The sequence below is a fragment of the Ensifer sp. LBL genome, assembly GCF_050435225.1.
GTDB lineage: Bacteria > Pseudomonadota > Alphaproteobacteria > Rhizobiales > Rhizobiaceae > Ensifer.
On record NZ_JBNDJY010000009.1, the window covers coordinates 73,090 to 93,548 of the forward strand.

General features: G+C 63.2%; 19 protein-coding genes and 1 pseudogene. 11 read left to right on the forward strand and 9 right to left on the reverse strand.

What is annotated here, in order from left to right:
- The first annotated feature begins 309 nt into the window (after positions 1 to 309).
- Positions 310 to 1,293, forward strand: coding sequence for a sugar-binding transcriptional regulator (locus tag OKW20_RS29000; protein WP_429177792.1), 984 nt, complete (start codon positions 310 to 312; stop codon positions 1,291 to 1,293).
- Positions 1,294 to 1,330: 37 nt separating this feature from the next.
- Here the strand turns inward: OKW20_RS29000 and OKW20_RS29005 are convergent, their stop codons facing one another.
- The 7 genes from OKW20_RS29005 to OKW20_RS29035 all read right to left on the reverse strand — a co-directional run bounded on the left by OKW20_RS29005 (position 1,331) and on the right by OKW20_RS29035 (position 9,356).
- On the reverse strand, positions 1,331 to 2,278 hold the full coding sequence (locus OKW20_RS29005; protein ID WP_429177794.1) for a carbohydrate kinase family protein: 948 nt from the start codon (positions 2,276 to 2,278) through the stop codon (positions 1,331 to 1,333).
- Between the two features lie 81 nt (positions 2,279 to 2,359).
- Complete coding sequence (locus tag OKW20_RS29010; protein WP_429177980.1) at positions 2,360 to 3,319, reverse strand: ABC transporter permease; 960 nt, start codon at positions 3,317 to 3,319, stop codon at positions 2,360 to 2,362.
- A 74-nt stretch (positions 3,320 to 3,393) separates the two neighbouring features.
- Positions 3,394 to 4,962, reverse strand: a complete 1,569-nt coding sequence (locus OKW20_RS29015) for a sugar ABC transporter ATP-binding protein (RefSeq protein ID WP_429177796.1) — start codon at positions 4,960 to 4,962, stop codon at positions 3,394 to 3,396.
- Between the two features lie 84 nt (positions 4,963 to 5,046).
- The gene (locus OKW20_RS29020) at positions 5,047 to 6,048 is read right to left on the reverse strand and encodes a substrate-binding domain-containing protein (protein WP_429177798.1); all 1,002 of its coding nucleotides are present in this window, start codon (positions 6,046 to 6,048) and stop codon (positions 5,047 to 5,049) included.
- Positions 6,049 to 6,125: 77 nt separating this feature from the next.
- On the reverse strand, positions 6,126 to 7,100 hold the full coding sequence (locus OKW20_RS29025) for an ABC transporter permease (RefSeq protein WP_429177982.1): 975 nt from the start codon (positions 7,098 to 7,100) through the stop codon (positions 6,126 to 6,128).
- A 374-nt stretch (positions 7,101 to 7,474) separates the two neighbouring features.
- A complete protein-coding gene (locus OKW20_RS29030; RefSeq protein WP_429177986.1) occupies positions 7,475 to 8,167 on the reverse strand; it encodes an alpha/beta fold hydrolase in 693 nt (230 codons plus the stop codon).
- A 151-nt stretch (positions 8,168 to 8,318) separates the two neighbouring features.
- Positions 8,319 to 9,356, reverse strand: coding sequence for an alpha/beta hydrolase (locus OKW20_RS29035; RefSeq protein WP_429177800.1), 1,038 nt, complete (start codon positions 9,354 to 9,356; stop codon positions 8,319 to 8,321).
- A 172-nt stretch (positions 9,357 to 9,528) separates the two neighbouring features.
- On the opposite strand from OKW20_RS29035, the gene OKW20_RS29040 reads away from it, so the two are divergent.
- The 5 genes and pseudogenes from OKW20_RS29040 (at position 9,529) to OKW20_RS29060 (ending at position 13,480) form a co-directional block, all read left to right on the forward strand.
- Positions 9,529 to 10,470: a LysR substrate-binding domain-containing protein gene (locus tag OKW20_RS29040; protein WP_429177802.1), complete on the forward strand. Its 942-nt coding sequence runs from the start codon at positions 9,529 to 9,531 to the stop codon at positions 10,468 to 10,470.
- Positions 10,471 to 10,872: 402 nt separating this feature from the next.
- On the forward strand, positions 10,873 to 11,364 hold the full coding sequence (locus OKW20_RS29045) for a carboxymuconolactone decarboxylase family protein (RefSeq protein WP_429177805.1): 492 nt from the start codon (positions 10,873 to 10,875) through the stop codon (positions 11,362 to 11,364).
- Positions 11,361 to 11,720, forward strand: a complete 360-nt coding sequence (locus OKW20_RS29050) for an Atu4866 domain-containing protein (protein WP_043615108.1) — start codon at positions 11,361 to 11,363, stop codon at positions 11,718 to 11,720. The genes OKW20_RS29045 and OKW20_RS29050 overlap by 4 nt, the downstream gene beginning before the upstream one ends.
- Positions 11,721 to 11,856: 136 nt before the next feature.
- Positions 11,857 to 12,420 (forward strand): hypothetical protein, encoded by a 564-nt coding sequence (locus OKW20_RS29055; protein WP_429177807.1) that lies wholly within the window; start codon positions 11,857 to 11,859, stop codon positions 12,418 to 12,420.
- A 167-nt stretch (positions 12,421 to 12,587) separates the two neighbouring features.
- A pseudogene (locus tag OKW20_RS29060) lies at positions 12,588 to 13,480 on the forward strand (LysR family transcriptional regulator).
- 54 nt (positions 13,481 to 13,534) lie between these two features.
- On the opposite strand, the gene OKW20_RS29065 reads toward OKW20_RS29060, so the two are convergent.
- A complete protein-coding gene (locus OKW20_RS29065; RefSeq protein WP_429177809.1) occupies positions 13,535 to 14,437 on the reverse strand; it encodes a LysR family transcriptional regulator in 903 nt (300 codons plus the stop codon).
- Positions 14,438 to 14,547: 110 nt separating this feature from the next.
- On the opposite strand from OKW20_RS29065, the gene OKW20_RS29070 reads away from it, so the two are divergent.
- The 5 genes from OKW20_RS29070 (at position 14,548) to OKW20_RS29090 (ending at position 19,113) form a co-directional block, all read left to right on the forward strand.
- Complete coding sequence (locus OKW20_RS29070) at positions 14,548 to 15,285, forward strand: SDR family oxidoreductase (RefSeq protein WP_429177811.1); 738 nt, start codon at positions 14,548 to 14,550, stop codon at positions 15,283 to 15,285.
- Between the two features lie 50 nt (positions 15,286 to 15,335).
- Positions 15,336 to 15,902 (forward strand): DUF1097 domain-containing protein, encoded by a 567-nt coding sequence (locus tag OKW20_RS29075; protein ID WP_429177813.1) that lies wholly within the window; start codon positions 15,336 to 15,338, stop codon positions 15,900 to 15,902.
- A gap of 322 nt (positions 15,903 to 16,224) precedes the next feature.
- Positions 16,225 to 16,674 carry a DoxX family protein gene (locus OKW20_RS29080; RefSeq protein WP_429177817.1) on the forward strand — a complete coding sequence of 150 codons (450 nt, stop codon included), beginning with the start codon at positions 16,225 to 16,227 and terminating at the stop codon, positions 16,672 to 16,674.
- Between the two features lie 471 nt (positions 16,675 to 17,145).
- Entirely contained in the window at positions 17,146 to 18,351 is a 1,206-nt protein-coding gene (locus tag OKW20_RS29085) for an MFS transporter (protein ID WP_156134048.1), read from the forward strand.
- Between the two features lie 123 nt (positions 18,352 to 18,474).
- The gene (locus OKW20_RS29090; protein ID WP_043615122.1) at positions 18,475 to 19,113 is read left to right on the forward strand and encodes a LysE family translocator; all 639 of its coding nucleotides are present in this window, start codon (positions 18,475 to 18,477) and stop codon (positions 19,111 to 19,113) included.
- A gap of 23 nt (positions 19,114 to 19,136) precedes the next feature.
- Here OKW20_RS29090 and OKW20_RS29095 read toward each other — a convergent pair whose 3' ends face one another.
- The gene (locus tag OKW20_RS29095; RefSeq protein WP_429177821.1) at positions 19,137 to 20,354 is read right to left on the reverse strand and encodes an MFS transporter; all 1,218 of its coding nucleotides are present in this window, start codon (positions 20,352 to 20,354) and stop codon (positions 19,137 to 19,139) included.
- Positions 20,355 to 20,459: the final 105 nt, after the last annotated feature.

Sequence of the window (20,459 nt, forward strand, 5' to 3'; positions counted from 1 at the left end):
GGGACCGTGCCCGCCGCGCCGTGGAAGGCTGGCAGGAAAGGCCGCTTGGGAAATTTGGGATCGGCGTCTGGCGCGGGCCGCGTCGAAGAAGGCGCGGATCCGATCCAGTCTGCCGCAGTCTCGCCTGCCCATGCGGCCGCATTCGTGGCCGCGTGCTCAAGCGCGATTCCGTTCTCGATCGCCCGTTACAACGGGGCATAAACAAATGACAGCATCATGTGTCAAATGTCAATTGAGCGTTCGAATTTGTTTGACGGCGGCCTCATTTCCGGTTTGAGGTGGCGCAAACAGTATCAGGCGGAGTGACGGATGGCGGAGAGCGCACGGGCAAGTTGGATGATCGGCGAAGGCAAGTCGTTGCCGCCCGAGTTCGATGACGGGGTCGTTTGGGCTGCCTGGCTCTACTACGTCGATCAACTGACCCAGAGCGACATCGCCAAGATCCTCGGCATGTCGCGCGCGACCATCGTCAATTACCTTCAGGAGGCCCGTGAGCGCGGCCTCGTTACCATCCGCGTCAACACGGATGTCGGCGGACGCGTGGCCATCGCGCGCAAGCTGAAGGAGAAGTTCGGGCTCGAAGGAGCGCTGGTCATTCCGGCCGGAGAGCCGGCGTCGCTGGTCACGCGGCTCGGTGAGGCCGGCGCCCGCCTGCTTGCCGACATGATCAAGCGAGGCGACACGATCGGCGTTGCCTGGGGACGGACAGTGCTTGCCGTCGCCGACCAGATCTCGCTGGCCGAACCGCTCGATGGGCTCACTGTCGTCCAGGTCTCGGGCAGCTCGATCGCCAATCCCGAGTTCTCGCCGGAGTTCTGCACCTCGCTGATGTCCCAGCGCATTCACGCACGCTGCGTCAACCTTTTGGCGCCGGCGCTGCTGTCGACGCCGGAACTCAAGCGCTGGCTGCTTTCGGAACCGGTTCTCGTCAAGCAGTTCGAGCTTATTCACTCCACCAACATCCTGGTCTTCGGCGTCGGCGATATCGGTCCCGACACGCTGATCCGCTCGGCCAATGTCGCAAGCCAGGAGGACTTCGATTCCTACCAGGCGCACGGCGCCGTCGCGGTGCTGATCTGCCGTTTCATCGACGAGGCGGGCCGACAGGTGAGCGGTGAACTCGACGATCGCATGGTGGGTATCGAGCTCGACGAACTCGTGCAGATCCCGAGCCGCGTCTGTGTCGCCGGCGGTGCGAACAAGGTCACGGCGATCCGCGCGACGATGAATGGCGGCTACGCCACCCACCTCGTCACCGACATCGAAACCGCCGAGATGCTTCTGGCCGAATAGGCCCGGGGCGCTCCGACAGGAGCGCCCCGCCAGCCGGTCAGTTCGTCTTGACGCGCGCCGTGCGCATGAATGCCTGCGTCGCCTCGAAGGAGGTGATGCCGGCATCCGAGCCGAGACCGGTCGCCACCAGCGCGGCCGAGGCCTGCGCGAACTTCAGCGACGTTTCCGTGTCCATCTTGTGGTGCAGGCCGGCGATGAAGCCGGCGTTGAAGGCATCGCCGCAGCCTGTCGTATCGACGACGTCGATCTCGAAGGCCGGCAGTTTCACGGTCTTTCTGTCCGGATCCATGAAGTAGACGCCGTCGCCGCCTAGTGTGAAGACGCAGTGTTTCACACCGAGGTCGCAGAAGAAGAGCGCCGCATCCTCGGCGGTTTTCCGCCCGGAGATCAGCATGGCTTCCTCCACCGAGGGCATGAAGTAGTCGATATAGGGGAAGAGCGGGCGGATGAGGGAGAGCGTCTTCTCGCTGGCGCCGAGCAGATCGAAGGTGACGGTGCGGCCCTTGGCCTTGGCCGCTTCGAGAAGCACGCGGCTCGGCTCGCCGTCGAGGCGGTCGAGCAGGCCCGTGCCGCCAAGATGAACGATCGGCGCCTCCGTTACGCGATCGAGTGCTTCAGCTGCGATCTCGAAATGACCGGACGCGCCACGGACGTGAAGCGCCGGCCGTTCGCCGTTGCGGCGGATGTTGAGGATCGTGGCGGACGTCGGGACGCCCGGGATCCGCTGCATCTCCGCGGTGTCGACGCCGAAGCGCTGCAGGGTCGAAAGCACGAAATCGGCCTTCTCGTCGTCGCCGACGGCGCCAACCGCAAGGCAGTTGAGACCGAGCTTTGCAAGGTCGACCACTGTGCCGCCGGCGGTACCGGCAACCGTCAGGCGGATCTCGTCGATGAACTCGACATTGCCGCCCTCGGGAATGCGGTCGACCGGGCGACCGAGGATGTCGAGAATGTAAAGTCCGATGACCGAAACATCGTGCGCCATGCACTCAAACCTTTCTCAAAGAAACAGGGGTGTCGAAAGACACCGGCCCCGACCGCGGCTTGGCGGCCTTAAGGCCGGCCGTCAGGATTTTCTGCCGCGGATCGAGAAGATCCCGCCGGCGAGAATGATGAAGATGCCGACGATGACGAGCTGCCAGGTGCTCGGAATGCCGACAAGAATGAGGACGTTGCTGACCAGCGTGATGAGAACCACGCCCAGAAGCGTGCCGATGACACTGCCGGAGCCGCCGGTGATGCGCGCGCCGCCGAGAACGACCGCGGCAATGATTTCGAGTTCGGCACCCGCGAGATCGAACGGGTTCGCCAGGCGGTTGCTGGAGACGTGAATGATCCCGGCGATGCCGGCGAGAAGCCCCGCATAGGCAAAGACAAAGATGCGGACCGTGCGCAGATTGTAGCCAAGCCGTTCGGCCACGCCGGCATTGCCGCCGACGGCATAGACCGCGCGGCCGATCAGGGTGCGCTCGAGGATCCACCAAGTGACGATCGCGGCGACCGCAAGGATCAGCACGAAGGCAGGCAGTGTTGAGGTCGAGCCGTTGGCACTGTGGTGGGTGAAGAGCGCAAGCTTTCCGAACGCGTCCATTGCCGTGGGAATGTTCATGAACAGCGCCGTGCCGACAAAGGTGAGCAGGAAGCTCCGAATGACATATTGCGTGCCGATCGTCACGATCAGCGACGGCGCATTGAGCGCATGAACGAGAACACCGTTGAGCGCGCCGAAACAGGCACCGCCGACAGCGCCGAGCACAAGGATCGCCACGATCGGCATGTCAGGCACCACGTTCACGACCAGCATGGTGACGGCGTACATGACGAAGGCGGCGATCGCCGTGAACGAGACGTCGATGCCACCGGAAGCCAGCACGACGAGCACGCCGAGCGCAAAGAGGCCACGCACGACGGACGCGCGCAGGATGTCGAAAAGGTTCGATACCTGCCAGAAGTCCGTGTTGATCGCGCCGACGACGAGCGAGACGGCGACGATCAGGATCAGTGTGAAGGCCGGCGGATGCCGCATGAGCCACGCCCAGATGCCGGCAACCGCACCTGCGCTTTCAGACCGGGGCGCTGCCGAGGAAAAGGTGGTTTCGGTCATTGAAGCCTCGCAATGGTATCGTCCGTCAGCGCACGCGAGAGGACGTCTTCGGCCAGCCCTTCGGCGGCAAAGGTTTTGACGACGCGACCCTTGCGCATGACCATGATGCGGTCGCAGTTCTGCAGCAATTCGGGCAGGTCGTCGCTGATGATGATGACGCCCATGCCGTCGCCGGCGAGCCGCTGGATGATCCGATAGATCGTGTCCTTGGAGCCCACATCGACGCCGACTGTCGGGCCGTGCAGGATCAGGAGTTTCGGCTCGATCGTCAGCCAGCGCCCGATCAGCACGCGCTGCTGGTTGCCGCCGGATAGCGACTGCACCGGCTTGTCGACGCCGGCCGAGACGACCTGGAGATCGTCGACCGTGCGCTCGGCAAGCGCACGGCTGCGGCGCCCGTCGACGATACCGAGGGCATTGCGCAGCCGGTCGAGGACCGGAACCACGATATTGTCCTTGATCGATTGCGAGAGGAACAACCCCTCCGAGAGCCGGTCCTCGGGAACGTAGCCAATCCCCGAAGCAATGGCGTCGGCGGGTTTGCCAAGGCGGATCTCGTCGCCCTCGAGAAAAATGCCTCCGCCGTCAGCCGGCGAAACCCCGGCGAGCGCAAGCGCCAATTCGTTGCGCCCGGAATCGAGCAGGCCGGTAATGCCGACGATTTCGCCCTTGCGGAGCGACAGGGACACGTCGGCGAAAAAGCCGTTCCGAGAGAGCTTTTCGACATTGAGCAACTTCTCGCCGAGGGTGACGGCAGAGCGCTGGCGCGTATCGTCCAGCACCTTGCCGGTCATCCAGAAGGCCAGATCGGTCTTGGAATGGCCTTCGACATCGCATTCGGCGACCTTCTGGCCGTCGCGCATGATGATCGCCCGCCCGCCGAGCGATTTGCACTCGTCGAGCTTGTGGGTGACGAACAGCACGGCCACGCCCTTGGCGCGCAGGCGATCGACGACGCCGATGAGATTGTCGACCTCGTGTTTGGTCAGCGCCGTCGTCGGCTCGTCCATGATGACGAGGCGGGCATCGGAGGCGATCGCGCGGGCGATGGCGATCAACTGCCGCGTCGCCATCGGCAACTCGTCCGTGCGCGTCGACAGAAAGGCCCTGCTCGCGGGCAGGCCGACGGCCGCAAGGGCGCCCTCGGCCGTCGCCCGCATCTTCGGTATGTCGAGCCGCCGCGCGAGTTTGCCCGACGAGGATACGAGCTGCTGCGTCAGGCCGATGTTCTCGGCGACGGAGAGATTGGGGAGCAGCGAGAAATCCTGATAGACCGTTTCGATGCCGGCAGCGAGGGCGGCGACCGGCGTCAGTCCGGTGACCGTCTTGCCGTCGATCAGGAGTTCGCCTGCATCGGCCCCTTGAGCCCCGGAAATGATCTTGATGAGCGTGCTCTTGCCGCAGCCGTTCTCACCCATCAGGTGATAGATGTTGCCGGCCTCGATCGAAAGGCTGACGCCCTTCAACGCGCGCACGCCACCGAAGTGCTTCTCGATGTTGCGCACCTCCAGAAACGGGGGCGCGGGCTTGAGATGCGGTTCACCGCCAGTGGGCTGGGGCTGCATGGCTTTGTCCTGATGGGGCATGAGGGCGTTCGAGGGACATGCCGCCGCGCTGGTGGGCGCGACGGCATTGATCGGCTGAACCGATCAGAACGGGTATTTGCTGTAGTTCGACTTGTCGACGTCGACCCAGGCTTCGCCGACGACGATGATGCCGTCACCTGCACCCTTCTTGACCGTCACCTTTTCGTAGCCGGGCACGCCGAGATCCATGCCGTCCTTGATCTCTTCGCCCTTGATGACCATGTCGGCGACCTTGTTCATGACGTAGCCGGCATCCTTCGGATCCCAGAAGCTGATGCCGTCCACAGCACCGGATTCCAGATAGGATCCGGTATCCTTCGGCAGGCCGATACCGAAGACGCAGGTCTTGTCCTGAAGGCCAGCCTCTTCGACGGCGCGGCCGATGCCGATGACGTCGATGGCAGAGCCGCCCTGGAAGCCCTTGATATCAGGGTATTTGCGCAGGATCTCGCGGGCCTTCTCATAGGCGCGGTTGGCGTCGTTGAAGGATTCGTTCTTCTCCGAGACCAGTTCCATGTCCGGGTACTTCTTGGCGTTTTCAGCGCCGCCGTCAGCCCACTGCACATGCGTCAGGCTGCCGAGCGAACCGACGAAGGACGTCCACTTGCCGGACTTGCCCATGCACTCGGCGATCTTCTCGTTGAAGCGAGCGCCAAAGGCCTTGTTTTCGAAGGCTTCGATGTCGACGAGCGTGTTCTTCATGCTGTCGGCTTCGTGGGTCACAACCTTGATGCCGCGCTGGGCGGCGCGCTTCAGCACGCCTTCGAGCGACGCTGCATCCATCGGCACGACGGCAATCGCGCTGACCTTCTTGGCGACGAGGTCTTCGATCAGGCGCGCCTGCTGGGCAGCGTCTGCCTTGCCGGGGCCAATCTGGCTTGTGGCAACCGTATCATTGTCGTTGCCGTAGGCGGCAACGCCTTCCTCCATGCGCGTAAACCAGTTCTCGCCGGTGACCTTCACGACGGTCACGATGCTCGGCTTCTCCTCGGCAGTGGCCGCCGTTGCGGCCCAGATGGTGCCGAGGGCCACGGTGCAGGCGGCAATTTTACGAAAATCAGGCATAGTTCCTCCCATTGCGCCTTCGAAAGGAAAGAGCTGTGACGCGCGAAGGCTCGCGCCCGGCCCTGGCGGAAACTGGGTTAGCTGCGGGCAGCCCTGAACCAGGCTTTGAGATCGAAGCCGGAGGTGGCGATGAAGACGAGCAGAAGAACGCCCCAGGCGAGATCCCGGAAGAAGTTCGAGATGTTCATGAAGTTGAAGAGGCTTGAGAGCATCTGCAGCGATGTTGCCGAAAGCACGACGCAGATGACCCGCCCATAGCCGCCCTCAGGGCGAACGCCAGCCATGACGGCGATCAGGATCGCGATCAGGACATAGGAGGTGCCGTAGTCCCACTTGACGCTCGAGGTGCGCGCGGCGATTACGATGCCGGCAACCGACGCCAACAGCCCGCAAACCGTATAGGTCAGGAACAGGATGCGCTTTTCCGGGATGCCGGCGTAGCGCGCCGCCTTGGCATTGTTGCCGAGCAGAAGCAGACGCTGGCCGAAGGGCGTGAAACGCAGGATGGCGCCGATCGCAAGTGCGACGACCAGGAACAGAGCGAAGCATTGGGGCACGCTCAGGATCGTGGCATTGCCGAAATCGTCGAGCGGCTCGACATAGCCGATGCTGAGCGCCGAACCGTTGGTGAGAACGATCGCCAACCCCGTGAAGAGCAATTGCGTGCCGAGCGTGGCGATGATCGGCGTCAATCCGACCTTCGCGATCAGGAACCCGTTCAGCATGCCGCCGACAAGGCCGACGCCAAGCGCAAGGCCGATCAGGCTCCAGGTGAAAAGAAGCGGAGCGTCGTCCGCGGAAATCACATCGCGCAGGAAGAAGTAGGCGGCAACCCCGGAGAGATTGGCAAGCGCGATGCCGGAAAGGTCGATGCCGCCATTGCCGGACATCATGGCCAGCATGACGCCAAGCGCGAGGAAACCCAGCTCGGGAACCTGCGACGCCATGGACTGGAAGTTATAGAGCTCAACGAAGCTGGCGCCGACGAGCACCGCACCGGCGACAATCGCGGCAACGTTCACAGTGGCAAGAAAGCCGAGCTGCCGATCCATCTGAAAAGCCACGATGTCCCCTCCATGCTGGCATCTGTGCAGACGTATATGCTTTCCGGCCCTTCGGTTTCAGGCTCCAGTCTCCCCTGAAACCAGCCGGCAGCCGGCGTCGTCTGCACATTTCTGACATTTGCCAGTCATCGGTGTGTTTTGTCAACAGCGTTCTTCGCGCTGTTCTGTTACGTCCACGGGAGGTGAGCGGACGTGGCGAGTTAGTCGGCCGCCTAAGCGGCGTGCGCGGCCCTCTCGGAACGTTCATTGGGCACGCCCGCGGCCGGTGAGAGATCCGCTCGATTGGCAAGAGGAGCGGGCTGGAAATGGAAAAGGTTGAGACCGTGGCCGCTCGAACGGGTGCCTCTTGACTGGCGCGATCGTTAGGCGCCCGTGTTCAATTGATCAAGCCAATCCCGAATGACTGCCGCAACGCGTTGCGGCGCTTCCATCGGAACCATGTGGCCGGTCTCGGCGACGACCTCGAAGCTTGAGCCGACGAGCCCGTGGTGCAGTTCGAGCGCCTCGGCGCGCGATCTCAAGCGATCCTCTTCACCGGCAATGACGAGGCTGGGGCATCGGATCGAAGCCAGGGCATCCCGCTCGTCCTTCCGCTCGACGAGCGACTGGCGGCGAAAGGCGTCGCCTCCCATTCGCTGGCCGGCCGCCTGAATGCGCTCAAGGATATCGGTCCGCCCGGCATTGTCGGGGTGCAGGGACGAGAGGATGGCCAAACGGCTGAGACCTCTGTATGCCGTGCCGGCCGACTGCCCGGCGACGGCCGCCTTTCGTTGGCGCTCCACGTCGCTATCGCCGCGCGCGGACGTGGCGATGAGGACAAGTGCGCTCACCCGCTCGGGCGCCTGTCTGACGATTTCCCGGGCGACGTAGCCGCCCATGGAGAACCCAACGAGTATGAAGCGATCCGGCGCATCCAGCAGCGCGCGACGGGCCATGGCAGCGATCGAGGCATCCTGCGACAGGTCGGCATAGGTCGCAGGCCCGTAGTCGCCAAGCGCGGGAACAACGTCGCGCCAGAGATCGGCGTCCAGCATGAAGCCGGGAACCAAGAGCATTGCCACCGTCGCCACCTCGCCTTGCATCTGCGCGTATATTGACCCTATCGGAAGAAAAGGCGTTGGTCGTCAAGCGAGATGCCCGCCTTTGGGCGGATAGCCTGTTGCGCTTGGCAACCGTGCGGCGCGAACCGTGCAGTGCGCCTACCCTTCAGTCGGTTTCCAACGATCGGCCCAGGGCCGATTTCCAGCTGGCGATGAAATCCGCCGAAATGCGCGCTTGCGGCACCATCGTATCGAAGCCGTGATAGGCCCCGGGAACCACGGACATTTCGACAGCCACGCCAGCGTCAATGAGACGGGAAGCGAAATGCAGCGATTCCTGTGCGAACAGGTCGAGCGTGCCGACGCCGATCCAGGTGGGCGGCAGCCCGGCAAGATCGACGGTGCGCGCCGGAACCGCCTCCGCCGGTGCTTCCGCCATCAGCGGCTCGCGCCCGAGGACGGCCGTCCAGCCGAAAGCATTCGACTGCGCGTTCCAGATGAAGGCCCCGACGTGAGCCGGTGGCAAGCGCAGCGCAGTGCGGTCGTCGAGCATCGGATAACGCAACAACTGGAAACGGATCGGCCACTCGCCGCGGTCGCGCGCCCGGAGCGAGACGGCAGCGGCAAGACCGGCACCGGCACTCTCGCCCATCACGGCGATCCGCTCCCGATCGACGCCGAGTTCGGCCGCGGCCTGATGCAGCCAGCGGAGCGTCGCGTATGCATCGTCAAGTCCGGCGGGGAAAGGATGCTCGGGCGCGAGGCGATAGTCGACCGAAACGATGAGCGCACCCAGTTCCGCAGACAGTTGCTGCAGTTCGGGAATGGCCACCTCAGGCTTGCCGACGACCAGTCCGCCACCATGGAGATGCAGGATCGCCGGTTTGTCCGTGCGCTCCGGCGCCGGATCGAGAACGACGATCCTCAGTTTGGAGTTCCCCTCATCGCCCGCGATGAAGCGGTCCTGCGGTTGCACGGCCGGCGGCGTCAGCACCGGCGGGAACGGGGCGCCGCGAACCATCTGGAGATTGTCCATGCCGAGGTCGAGCGGCGGGATCTGTTCAAGGATCGGGCGCAGTTCAGGATCGACCAGATCGATGGCCGTGATGGCAGGCGGTCGTTGCAACTCTGACGACGCGGTTTCAGCGGTGAGCAAGGCGGTGGACAGCGACATGGCGGCAAATTCCCTGACATTGAGAGGCATGCGGGTCTCCTGACGGAAATGGTGACGTCTCCGACGGCCGCCAGGACTTGAGGTTCGGAATCGGCAGCGAACTCCGGTCCAAGGCGCGGAACGTGAAAAACATCTGGTTCATGGAGAAAAGGTAGATTATCCCTTTTGATTGGATAATTCTCTAAATGTGGAATTATAATCCATGGATGTAGATAATAGGATGATTGCCGCTTCAACCGTGGAGCGCCTCCCTCCGGTCGAGGCCGTTGTCATTTTCACCCGCGTTGCGGAGATGGGCAGCTTCACCGCCGCGGCGCGCTCTATGGGCATTCCTCTGGCGACCGTCAGCAAGCGCGTGGCCGAACTGGAGGAGCACCTCGGTGTCAGGCTGATCGCGCGAACGACGCGACGTTCGTCTCTTACCGAGCCCGGCAAGCGCTTCCTTGTCCACGGGCGCTTGATCGTCGATGCCCTGCAACGGGCAACGGACGAAGCCGCCCAAGCGGTCGCAGAACCTTCCGGCAGGCTCCGGCTGTCGATGTCGTCGGTGCTGGTCGAGGCGGGTCTCGGCAAGATCGTGGCGCGCTTCGCCGCGGCGAACCCGAAACTGCACTGCGAGATCGACGTCTCAGACCGCCATGCCGATCTCGTTGCCGAAGGCTATGACCTCGCAGTGCGCGTCGGCAAGCTCAAGGACTCGTCCCTGATCGGCCGCAAGATCGGCCGCACCGAGGCGTCTATGTTTGCCGCACCTGCGCTTGTTGCCGCGCACGGCCTGCCGTCGCTCCCCGCCGATCTCAGGGCCTATCCGCTGATCGGCGAGCAGATCGTACCGGGCGAAAGCCAGGTCTGGACACTCCACCATGCAGCGCAGAACCCGGTGAAGGTGGAGTTCAAGCCGCGCATGTGCGCCAACAGCGTCCACGCCATATCAGAGGCCATCGAGGCCGGGATCGGCATCGGCCGCCTACCGACCGTCATCGGCCGCAGAATGGTCGCCGAGGGGAGCGCCATAGAGATATTGCCTGGCTGGGCCGGCCCCGGGCTGGATATTTCGCTGATCTACCCTGCGAGCCGCGGCATGCTGCCCGGTGTCCGCCTGCTGATCGATACGCTGAGCCGCGAGGCTGGGGTGCTCTTGTAGGGAATCTCGAGATCAAAGTGTGGCGTGGCCCCGTCCCAATTGCGCCAAAAGTCCCGTGCCCGAGAAACCAAAATGTACCTGTCATAACTGACACGGTTGCGATGGTCGTGCCGTCGAACAGTATTGCGATTGGTTAGCCAGGCTCACCAGTACGGATCGAAATCGGCGGCTTATCGTTCCAGTCCTTCCCGCCTACCTTTTGCGTCGATACCGCAACGCAAGACGGAGGAGAACAGGGCAAGGCCCGCTGATTTTCGGTCAAACGGCAGTGCCTCCCCAATTCAACAGACGCGGACAGGACGCGCGCTTGCCGCGCCTTCCCACCCGGCATCGAACAGCCGGAGGAATGACGACGTTTGCGACCGCTGGTCGTCCGCACAGTCATCTATCGAGGAGAGAAACATGCTTGATCGCATTCAATCGCACTTTGCGGCCGCGGGTACGGCGGTTTTCCTGGGCCTTTCGCCGGAGGTCGCATTCGCCCAATCCCTGGAGGAGCGTCGCGAACGCGGCGCTGCCGTCATCCGGACGCTCAACAATGGCGCGACGCAGCCCAACCTGGAACAGATGCGGCAGGAGTTTCCTTTCCTTGCCGATGCGACCGAGGCCTATGCCCTCGGCGACGTCTGGTCTCGCCCGGGACTCGACAACAGGACGCGGCAACTGGCGGCGGTCGCCGCCTTCGCCGCGATGGGCCTGACCGACCTGATGAAGGTCCATGCCGGATACGCGCTCAACGTCGGCGTTTCCGAGGATGAGCTCAAGGAAGTCATCTACATGGTGACCGTTCCGGCCGGATTTCCGCGGGCCATTGCTGCGTCGCAATCCTTGTCGCAGCTCTTTGCCGAGCGGGCCGATGCGGGCAAGGACAAGCCTGCGGGAGACCGGCCATGAACAACCTCCCCAAACTTGCCGCCGCCACCCTTATTGCCGGTCTGGCGTCCCTCGATGCGCCGATCTCCCGTCAAGCGGTCGCGGAGGACGCCGTGAGCAGCGAAGCACAGAGCAAGCAAGCTGATCATCCCTATGTCGGCATGTGGGTCACTGAGGACGGGCGGATCCGCCAGGAACTGCTGCCGAACGGTCGCTACGACGAGGCGCGCGGAAACCGAAAGAGCGCCTATCAGGGGCGCTACGAAGTGACCGGCAACCAGATCGACTACTGGGATGACACCGGCTTCACGGCCGATGGCGCGTTCATCGACGGCGTGCTGCATCACGGCGGCATGGTGTTTTACCGCGAAAGGTGACGACGGAAGGGAGAACACGAAGGTTGCAGCAGCCAGGATCGCCCGATCCCTTGATCTAAAGGTGGCTGCCATGTGTCTCCCGCCTCGTCTCTGCAGCCGCCTGTCCGCGGCAATACAATAGACAAGGACCAAACCCATGAAGTTCAACATGCTCGCCCTGGCAGCATCCTGGATGCTGGCGACGGGGACCGCCTTTGCGCAACAGGAGACACCGCCCGCCTGCCCAGCAGCCGGGCCGGACGGGCCGGCGGAACTGCATAGAAGCTGGATCCTCGAAGGCTGGGAGCGCGCACCCGAGGATCCGGCATTCAAGTTCGCCGACAAGCTCGGACGCTACTACGACCTCGATGGCGAGGGCGTGTTCTACGACGACTTGGCGCCGAACTTGCGCACGGCGCGCCGCGCGGCTGACTACGGGGCCATGTGGGAAGGCCCGTTCAACAACATGCGCGCGGCGATACACGCCGTCTCCGACGGACCAGATGCGATCGTCGGCGAGCGCGTTGCGTCGACAACGCTCGAATTCGTCGCACGGCTCGAAACGAATGATGGCACAGTGACGGCGATCGTTGATCGTTCTCAACTCGGTTGGGAGTGTGACGGTCGCCGTTGGGTAATCCGCCATGAACACAACTCCGCACGGACCGTCAGCGAAGGCGAGATCGCGCCGTTTCTGGCGCGGGAGGCGGGGAAGAAGTGAAGGCGCTGCCAGGCTCTTGCAATCGCAACAAGCCTCTGGAGGCGATCACAGGCGCGGCAGAACTCGGCGGTGACATTGTTTGATACCTTGAAGGTTGTCGATCGTCAGGCCAAGATTGCATCTTCATTCTACCCAATCATGCCGACACCGGTAATCTGAGCTGTCCAATGGCCGTCGATCTCAATGCCATCTCCGTTTTCATGGCCGTCGCCGAGGCTCGGAGTTTTCGCGCGGCTGCCGAGCATCTGGGCGTTACGCGATCGGCCGTAAGCCAATCGCTGCGGCGGCTGGAAGATCGGCTCGGCGTTGCGCTCGTGCAGCGGACGACACGCAGCGTCAGCCTCACGGAGGCTGGCGCGCAACTTTACCTGCGCGTGGCTCCGGCCCTCGCAGAGGTCGGCATGGCGCTGGACGCCACGGCAGACCGGGACATGGCGCCAACCGGGCTGTTGCGGCTGGCGGTGTCCTCGATCGCAGAAAGGTTCATCTCAGGAGCACTGCTCGCAAGCTTTGCCGAAACCTACCCCACGATCCAGATCGATGTGACCGTCACGGACGAGGAGTTCGACATCGTGGCCCAAGGCTATGATATGCCGGGGTGCGGCTTGGCGAGGTCATCGAGCAGGACATGATCGCAGTGCCGGTATCGGCCGAGCAACGCCAGACGGCGGTTGCGGCGCCATCCTATATCGAACGCTTCGGCAGGCCTTTGCTGCCGGCGGACCTCGCCCAACACCGCTGCATCGGCTGGCGCCCGGCGCCCCAGACCGCACCCTATCGCTGGGAGTTTGGCAAGGATGGCCGCGAGTTCGACGTGGCGGTGAACCCGCAAATCACCACCAACGACATGTCACTGATGATCCGGACCGCCTGTGCCGGGGGCGGCATAACCTTCGGCATGGAGGAAACCTTCAGGCCCTATGTTTCCGCCGGACAGCTGGTGCCGCTTCTCGAAGACTACTTCCCGCCATTCGCCGGCTTTTATCTCTACTTCCCCAATCGACGGAACCTGGCGCCGAAGCTGCGCGCGCTGATCGAGCACGTTCGGTGGCGGCCATAGCGGTGAGCACGGCGATAGGCCGCTGAAAGGCGCTCTGCCTTCGACGCGATTTGCCTAGGCGACGATCTCGCGCACGAAGTCGAGAAAGACCCGCAATTTGGCGGGCATCAACTCCGAGCGGCGATGATAGGCATGAAGCGGGAAGGTTTCCTCCGCCCAGTCCGGCAGGATCTGGGTCAGATCGCCGCCTGCCAATTCGTCCCTGACATAGAGTTCGAGCAGCTGTGCGATGCCGGCGCCGCTGCGGCAGGCGGCAATCAGCGAGCCCGTGTCATTGACCGTGACCCGGCCGCTCGCAGCAAACGGTACGGCTTCGCCCCGGCGCTGAAACTCCCAGGCAAAGGGACGCCCGGTTGCCGGATCGCGGATGAGGACGCACTGGTGCCCATGAAAAAGATCGGCTGGCACTTGCGGTTTGCCATATTTCTCAAGGTATTGCGTCGACGCGCAGGTGAGCACGCGCGTTTCCAGCAACCGTTCCGCATGTATCGAATGGGCGCCAGGCTCGCCGAAGCGTATGGCGACATCCGTCCCCTCGCCGACAAAATCGCCGATCGAGTCACGCACGAAGATTTCGACCGAGAGTTCCGGATAGCGCTCGAGAAAGTCATTGATCCTTGGGGCGAGTACAAAATGCCCAAAGGTTCCATCGACATTGACCCGCAGCTTGCCGCGCACCTGCGTTTTGGTGCCGCCCGCCATGATTGCCGCCTCCTCGATCGCTGAAAGGAGGGGCGCGACGCGTTCATAAAAGTGCCGTCCCTCGTCCGTCAGCGAGATTGCCCGGGCGCTTCGATTGAAGATCCGTATGCCGACGCGCTCCTCGAGACGCGCGACCGCGCGGCTGACCGCCGGCTGGGTCAGCCCCATCGCCTCACCGGCCCGGGCAAAGCTGCCGGCTTCGACGACCGCAGTCAGCACACCGATCCCACTGAGCAGGCGCGCATCGAATGTCATGACTCATACTCTCAGTCATTGTTGGCCTACAAACTATGCATTTTTTCTTCTCTCACACCAGACGTATCCTCCTCGCGATCAATAGACGGCGCACTTGAAAGGCTTGGCAAATGAGCAACAGCAACAAGGTCGCACTGGTAACCGGAGCGTCGCGAGGCATTGGCGCGGAAATCGCCAAGGGCCTCGCCCGAGACGGCTTCAAGATTGTCGTGAACTATGCGGGGCGTACCGAGGCGGCCAAGGTGGTCGCGGACCAGATCATCGGCAGCGGCGGTGACGCATGCGTTGTCCAGGCGGATGTCAGCGACGCCGGCGCGGTTGCGGCAATGTTCGACATGGCCACGCAAGCCTTCGGCGGCGTGGACGTCGTCGTCAACAGCGCCGGCATCATGAAGCTTGCGCCGATTGCCGACATCACAGACGACGTCGTGAACGAAACCATCGCGATAAACCTGAAGGGCACGTTCAACGTCTGCCGTGAGGCGGCGAGACGGCTGCGCAACGACGGCCGCATCATCAACGTCTCGTCGAGTGTGATTGGAATGCGATTGCCGACCTATGGCATCTACATCGCCACCAAGGCGGCGGTCGAAGGTCTTACCCAGGTCCTTGCCCAGGAGATGCGCGGACGCGGCATTCGCGTGAATGCGATCGCCCCCGGGCCGGTTGCAACCGAGCTGTTTCTGAGCGGCAAGAGCCAGGAATTGCTGGACCGGATGGCCAAGATGACCCCCCTCGAACGGCTCGGCGAACCGGACGATATCGCCCGTGTCGTCTCTTTCCTCGCCGGACCGGAAGGCGCGTGGGTCAACGGCCAGGTCATCCGGGCAAATGGCGGCATGTGCTGACCCACACGCCTCTTCTCACAACCTAGGCTCATTCAAGGAAGGAATGTCTGATGACGCAGGAAACGACTCATACAGAGGCCCATGGTTCTGCCGTATCCGGGAGCACCGGGCTTTATCTGATCTTCACCGTCACCGCAGCCTTCGTTGCAGCGATGGCCTCCGGCCTCAGCCTGGTGCTCGCGATCGCCCCCTGGGCCATGTTCATGGGATGGATCGCCTACTTTACGCGCAAGCCGTCACCGGTTGAGGGGTTGCGGACCTATGTGTGCGTCGTGATCGGACTTTCGCTCGGCGCGATCTCGACCCTGGCGGTCGCGCTGCTGGCCCCGATGCTCGGTGCACTGGCGCTGCCAGCGGTCGTCTTCGTGACCGGATCCGTCGTCATCGTCACGCGAGGCTTGCCCTGGCTGAACAACCTCCTCGGTTATTTCATCGGGCTGGTCACTTTCTTTGCAGCGCACCTCGAGCCGACGCTGGCAACCATCAGCGAACTCGCCGGCGCGACCGGCCTCGGTTCTCTTGCCGGATGGGTCGCCCAGATCATCGAAAGCCGCACCCGTCGGGCGGTGCGCGGACGTGAGCCACGCATTCGTTGCTCCGAAACAGCGGTAGGCTGACAGCACAACTGCGGGGCATGCCTCGCGCGCCATCACGATTGCGTGCTGCCCTCATGCTCAAACCTGCGTCGTGGCGACCGGCACGGCGCAGGTTTGAGCCATTTTTCGAGCTGTCCGTTTACCGGAATAGGCGAGAGACACGGCGCAAACGTGCCGAATGCTACGTCGCGCTCAACAGAGGCGCACTAAACCGTGAGGGTGAAGGGCACCCGCGTAACACAGGGTTTATCGGACAAGCAGGACGGGTATCCATAGATAGCGGAACCCGGATTTTCGGGTGGGTGGATGCGCCGCTTTTGTATCCCTAATCTCCGGAGAATTCATGTCCGCTCCTCATCCGCACAACGACTTGCCGCTCATGTTTCCGGTTCTCGCGCCGCTCTACGGCAAGGTTCAGGACCTTGCCTACACGATGTTGCGGGTCACGACCGGTGGTGTCATGAGCTGGTTCGGCTGGGAAAAGCTCTTCAACGGTGACATGCCCCGTGACATCGAGCTTTTCCAGAGCCTGGGCCTCGAGCCGGCCGTGCCGCTCGCCTATATGACCAGCGCCCTGGAGCTTTTCGGCGGTATCGCAATTGCGCTCGGGCTTTTGACCCGCCCCCTCGCCTTCATGCTCTTCGTGCAAATGATCGTCATTCTGGTTCTGGTGATGATCCCGCGTGGTACCGGCTTTCAGCTTTCGACCGTGTGGTTCGGCGTCTTTGCCTATCTTAGCGCTCATGGCAGCGGACGTTGGTCGCTGGACCGGCTGATTGGCCGGCAGGTCTGAGCATTCCAGGACAGATCAGGTGAGCCCAGGGTTTGCCTTGACCACGCCTGAACGAGCCGGCTGCACGGTAGCGCGGCGGGCTATCCGACGGTTCGTTTCCGATCGGCTGAATAAAGACCGATAACCTCGGTTTCGGCCGAGCCCCTGGCCATCGGTGTTGTCCTCGCGATCGCGGACCTTGCTACCGAAAGCGAGAGCGCCGTGAGACCGGTTTCAGACACGAGGCCTGAGTCGGCGCGAACGAGGACATGCGAGGCGGGAACCGGACCTTGACGGCAAGCTCCGAGGTGCCCGCTGACGAAGCCTGGCGAAGAATACGCCCGAACGGGCCTAACCTTCTGCCTCGATAGCCCATTTTTTCGCGCGCGACGTCATCCGGTGGTTGCCCGCCTATCGGCGGATGCATAAGCTCCCCGCCGCGCGGCATCGCCGCAGGCCGTTTCACGGCATCCTGGAGTCTAGAAATCTACCATGACAGTCGCCATCCCTGCCGTGACACGCCCGAAGACGCATCTTGCCGTCCTGGTCGTTCTCGGGGTCACCCATCTCCTCAACGACCTCATGCAGTCGCTGATCCCGGCCGCCTATCCGATCCTGAAGGACGCCTACGCGCTCGACTTCGTGCAGATCGGCATGATCACCATGACCTTCCAGATCGCCGGATCTCTGCTGCAGCCGGCGATCGGAATGGTCACGGACAAGCACCCCGCACCCTATTCGCCGGTCGTCGGGATGATGTTCACGCTGTCGGGCCTAGTCAGCCTCGCCCTTGCTGACAGCTATGCCATGATCCTTGTCTCGGTCGCACTGATCGGCATCGGGTCGTCCATTTTCCATCCCGAAGCCACGCGCATGGCGCGCTATGCCGCCGGCGGCCGGCAGGGCTTGGCGCAGGGACTGTTTCAGGTCGGCGGCCAGGCAGGCGGCGCGCTCGGCCCGGTCTTTGCCGCGGTGATCATCGTTCCTTGGGGGCAGCCGAGTCTTGCGTGGTTCGCCGCGCTGGCCTTGCTGGCCATGATGCTTCTCGCCTGGATTGGCAGCAAGCAGCGCGAGATCAGCGCTGCATTCATGGCGCTGCGGGCGGAGAGCAAAAAGGCCGGCAGCGTCCGTCACGCGCCGGCAACGATCGCCGTTGCTCTGGTGGTCCTGACGCTGCTGATGTTCACCAAGAACGCCTATGGTGAAAGTTTCCGTTCGTTCTACACCTTCTACCTCATGGAAAGGTTCGGCCTTTCCATTCCTTCCGCACAGATGATGTTGTTCATCTTCCTGCTCGCCTCGGCCGCAGGCGCACTGATCGGCGGCATTATCGGCGATCGCATCGGGCGCTACCGGATCATCTGGATCTCGGTTCTGGGGCCGCTTCCCCTGACGCTGATCCTGCCCCACGTCGATCTGTTCTGGACCGGCGTGCTGACTGTGATGATCAACCTGATCATGGCAAGCGCCTTCGCATCGATCCTGATCTACGCCATCGAACTGCTACCGAACCGCATCGGACTGATCGGCGGGCTGTTCTACGGACTGAACTTCGGCTTGGGTGGCATCGCGGCGGCGCTTCTCGGCATATTGGCCGACCGCTACGGCGTCGAAACGGTCTATTATATCTGCTCGTTCCTTCCGCTTGCGGGGCTTCTCGCGTGGTTCCTCCCGAAGATCGAGGAAGGGCGCCATTGAGGGATACATCTTCGGCTTCCCGGCGGAGCAGGCAGGTGCGGCACACGCCCGATTGTGGAATGACGCGACGCATTTCATAATCACCCCGCGCTGGCGGCGGCGCTCCAATGAGAGGATAGCGACATGCATGAACTTGCAATTCTTGCCTCCATCCTGGGCGTTTTCCTGCTTGGAGCCATGAGCCCCGGCCCGAGCTTCATCGTCGTGTCGCGGATCGCGATCGCGCGGTCGCGCGCCGATGGATTGATGGCAGCGGTCGGCATGGGCATTGGCGGCTTTTTCTTCGCCTGTATCGCAGTCGCCGGCCTGACGGCGATCCTTCTTCAGGTCGAATGGCTCAACATCCTCCTGAGGCTCGCCGGCGGCGCCTATCTCGTCTGGATCGGCATAAGCATCTGGCGGGCAGCACCGCAGAAGATTACGATTGCCGAGACGCCCGCCGACCAGCCGAGCACGCTCTGGAAATCCCTGCTACGAGGGCTCTTCGTTCAGATCTCCAACCCGAAGACGGCGATTTTCTACGCCTCGATGTTCGCCGCGCTGCTGCCGTCGCCGGCGCCCACCTGGATGCTTCTCGCCCTCCCCCCGCTGCTCTTCATCAACGAGTTCCTGTGGTACGCGATCGTCGCCCTCGGCTTTTCCTCCCATGGGCCGCGGGTCGTCTATCTGCGCTCAAAGACCTGGATCGACCGCGCCGCTGGCGCCGTGGTGGGCGCACTTGGGCTGAAGCTGATGACGGATAGCGCACGAACGATCGCCTGACGGCGCTTGTTCGCAGCGTTGCCTTATCCGAACGGCCGGTCGGTGCCGGTCGTCGCCGGTGCCAGTGGCATCGCGGCTGCATAGCCTCGCGGCGCCAGGCGCGCGGTAAGCGCGGCTGCGATGAGAATAGAACCGAGGTGCCACTTCCAGCCGGCGGCAAAGCTTCCGGTCAGGTCGTGGAGTGCGGACACGATCATCGGCGGTGTCGCCGCCAGCAAGAAACCACCACCCTGCATCACGGCCGATAGCGCGGTTGCCTGTGCGGGGTCGGCCAGATGATCGAGCGCGACCACCATCGACAGGGCGAAACAGCCGCCGAGCCCGGCGCCGGTCAGCGCGACGAACGCAAACGGTGCGGCATGCGGCGCGAAGGCAAAGCCCGCAAAACCTGCGAACTGGCACCCAAGCGTGAACCACAGCCACGGCCGCCGGTCCATCCCGTTGCGGCAGGCCAAGACCGGCAGGATGAGCGCAGCCGCCGCCTGGAAGACCGCCATGACCGCGAGCAGACTGCCGCTCGCCGAAGCGCCCCAGCCAAGCTGCTGGTAGTGTGGAGCGAGCCAGACCACCACCGAAGTATAGCCGCCATTGACTAGGCCGAAGAATACCATGAGCAGCCAGGCCCGCGGCTTCGTGAGCAAGTTTCGGACGAGGTTGCCCTCCGGTTTCCGCGGGCCGTCGCTGGGAAGCGCCACCCAGGCAACAGCGACGGCGACAAAGCCGAGCGCTGCCAGCGAACCCAGTCCGATGCGCCAACTGCCGGTCAAGTCCGCGATGACAGGAGACGCCTGCGCTCCCAAGGCGCCGCCGCCTAGCAGCATCGCCGAGTAAAGCCCGGCGATCGGGCCCGCCTGATCCGGAAACTGCCGCTTGATGATGCCGGGAAAGACAGCCTGAACGACCGCGACACCCGCCCCGATCACAGCAGCGGTGGCGATCATCATCCAGCCGCTGGAAACGAAGAGACGCATTATCGTCCCGAGGCTGATGGTGGCGAGCGCAGACAGGATCACCGGGCGTGTGCCGGCGATCCGCTGCAGACCCGGGCCAAGGAAGGCAACGCAGCCCATCAGCACCATCGGAACGAATGTCAGCATTGCCAGTCCATAGGGACCGAGGCCGGTACCGGCACGAATACTCTCGGCCAAAGGCCCGACACTTGCGATAAACGGGCGAAGATTGAGACCGACGGCCGCCACAGCGACCAAAAAGACCCAACGCAACCCGCCCTGGCTCTGCATATGTTTTCCTGTCGTCGAATTGTTGCCCGATACGGGAAATCCCGTACTAGGCCTTACCTTTGCGGACCTCCGGAAGGAGCACCCGATCTCCAAGGCTGAGTGCCC

Coding starts and splice junctions, on each gene's coding strand:
- OKW20_RS29045 (WP_429177805.1), top strand. CDS start 10,873: ATGCTTGATCGCATTCAATCGCACTTTGCGGCCGCGGGTACGGCGGTT.
- OKW20_RS29050 (WP_043615108.1), top strand. CDS start 11,361: ATGAACAACCTCCCCAAACTTGCCGCCGCCACCCTTATTGCCGGTCTG.
- OKW20_RS29055 (WP_429177807.1), top strand. CDS start 11,857: ATGAAGTTCAACATGCTCGCCCTGGCAGCATCCTGGATGCTGGCGACG.
- OKW20_RS29035 (WP_429177800.1), bottom strand. CDS start 9,356: ATGCCTCTCAATGTCAGGGAATTTGCCGCCATGTCGCTGTCCACCGCC.
- OKW20_RS29030 (WP_429177986.1), bottom strand. CDS start 8,167: ATGCTCTTGGTTCCCGGCTTCATGCTGGACGCCGATCTCTGGCGCGAC.
- OKW20_RS29025 (WP_429177982.1), bottom strand. CDS start 7,100: ATGGATCGGCAGCTCGGCTTTCTTGCCACTGTGAACGTTGCCGCGATT.
- OKW20_RS29010 (WP_429177980.1), bottom strand. CDS start 3,319: ATGCGGCATCCGCCGGCCTTCACACTGATCCTGATCGTCGCCGTCTCG.
- OKW20_RS29080 (WP_429177817.1), top strand. CDS start 16,225: ATGTCCGCTCCTCATCCGCACAACGACTTGCCGCTCATGTTTCCGGTT.
- OKW20_RS29005 (WP_429177794.1), bottom strand. CDS start 2,278: ATGGCGCACGATGTTTCGGTCATCGGACTTTACATTCTCGACATCCTC.
- OKW20_RS29085 (WP_156134048.1), top strand. CDS start 17,146: ATGACAGTCGCCATCCCTGCCGTGACACGCCCGAAGACGCATCTTGCC.
- OKW20_RS29020 (WP_429177798.1), bottom strand. CDS start 6,048: ATGCCTGATTTTCGTAAAATTGCCGCCTGCACCGTGGCCCTCGGCACC.
- OKW20_RS29075 (WP_429177813.1), top strand. CDS start 15,336: ATGACGCAGGAAACGACTCATACAGAGGCCCATGGTTCTGCCGTATCC.
- OKW20_RS29095 (WP_429177821.1), bottom strand. CDS start 20,354: ATGCAGAGCCAGGGCGGGTTGCGTTGGGTCTTTTTGGTCGCTGTGGCG.
- OKW20_RS29090 (WP_043615122.1), top strand. CDS start 18,475: ATGCATGAACTTGCAATTCTTGCCTCCATCCTGGGCGTTTTCCTGCTT.
- OKW20_RS29000 (WP_429177792.1), top strand. CDS start 310: ATGGCGGAGAGCGCACGGGCAAGTTGGATGATCGGCGAAGGCAAGTCG.
- OKW20_RS29040 (WP_429177802.1), top strand. CDS start 9,529: ATGGATGTAGATAATAGGATGATTGCCGCTTCAACCGTGGAGCGCCTC.
- OKW20_RS29065 (WP_429177809.1), bottom strand. CDS start 14,437: ATGACATTCGATGCGCGCCTGCTCAGTGGGATCGGTGTGCTGACTGCG.
- OKW20_RS29015 (WP_429177796.1), bottom strand. CDS start 4,962: ATGCAGCCCCAGCCCACTGGCGGTGAACCGCATCTCAAGCCCGCGCCC.
- OKW20_RS29070 (WP_429177811.1), top strand. CDS start 14,548: ATGAGCAACAGCAACAAGGTCGCACTGGTAACCGGAGCGTCGCGAGGC.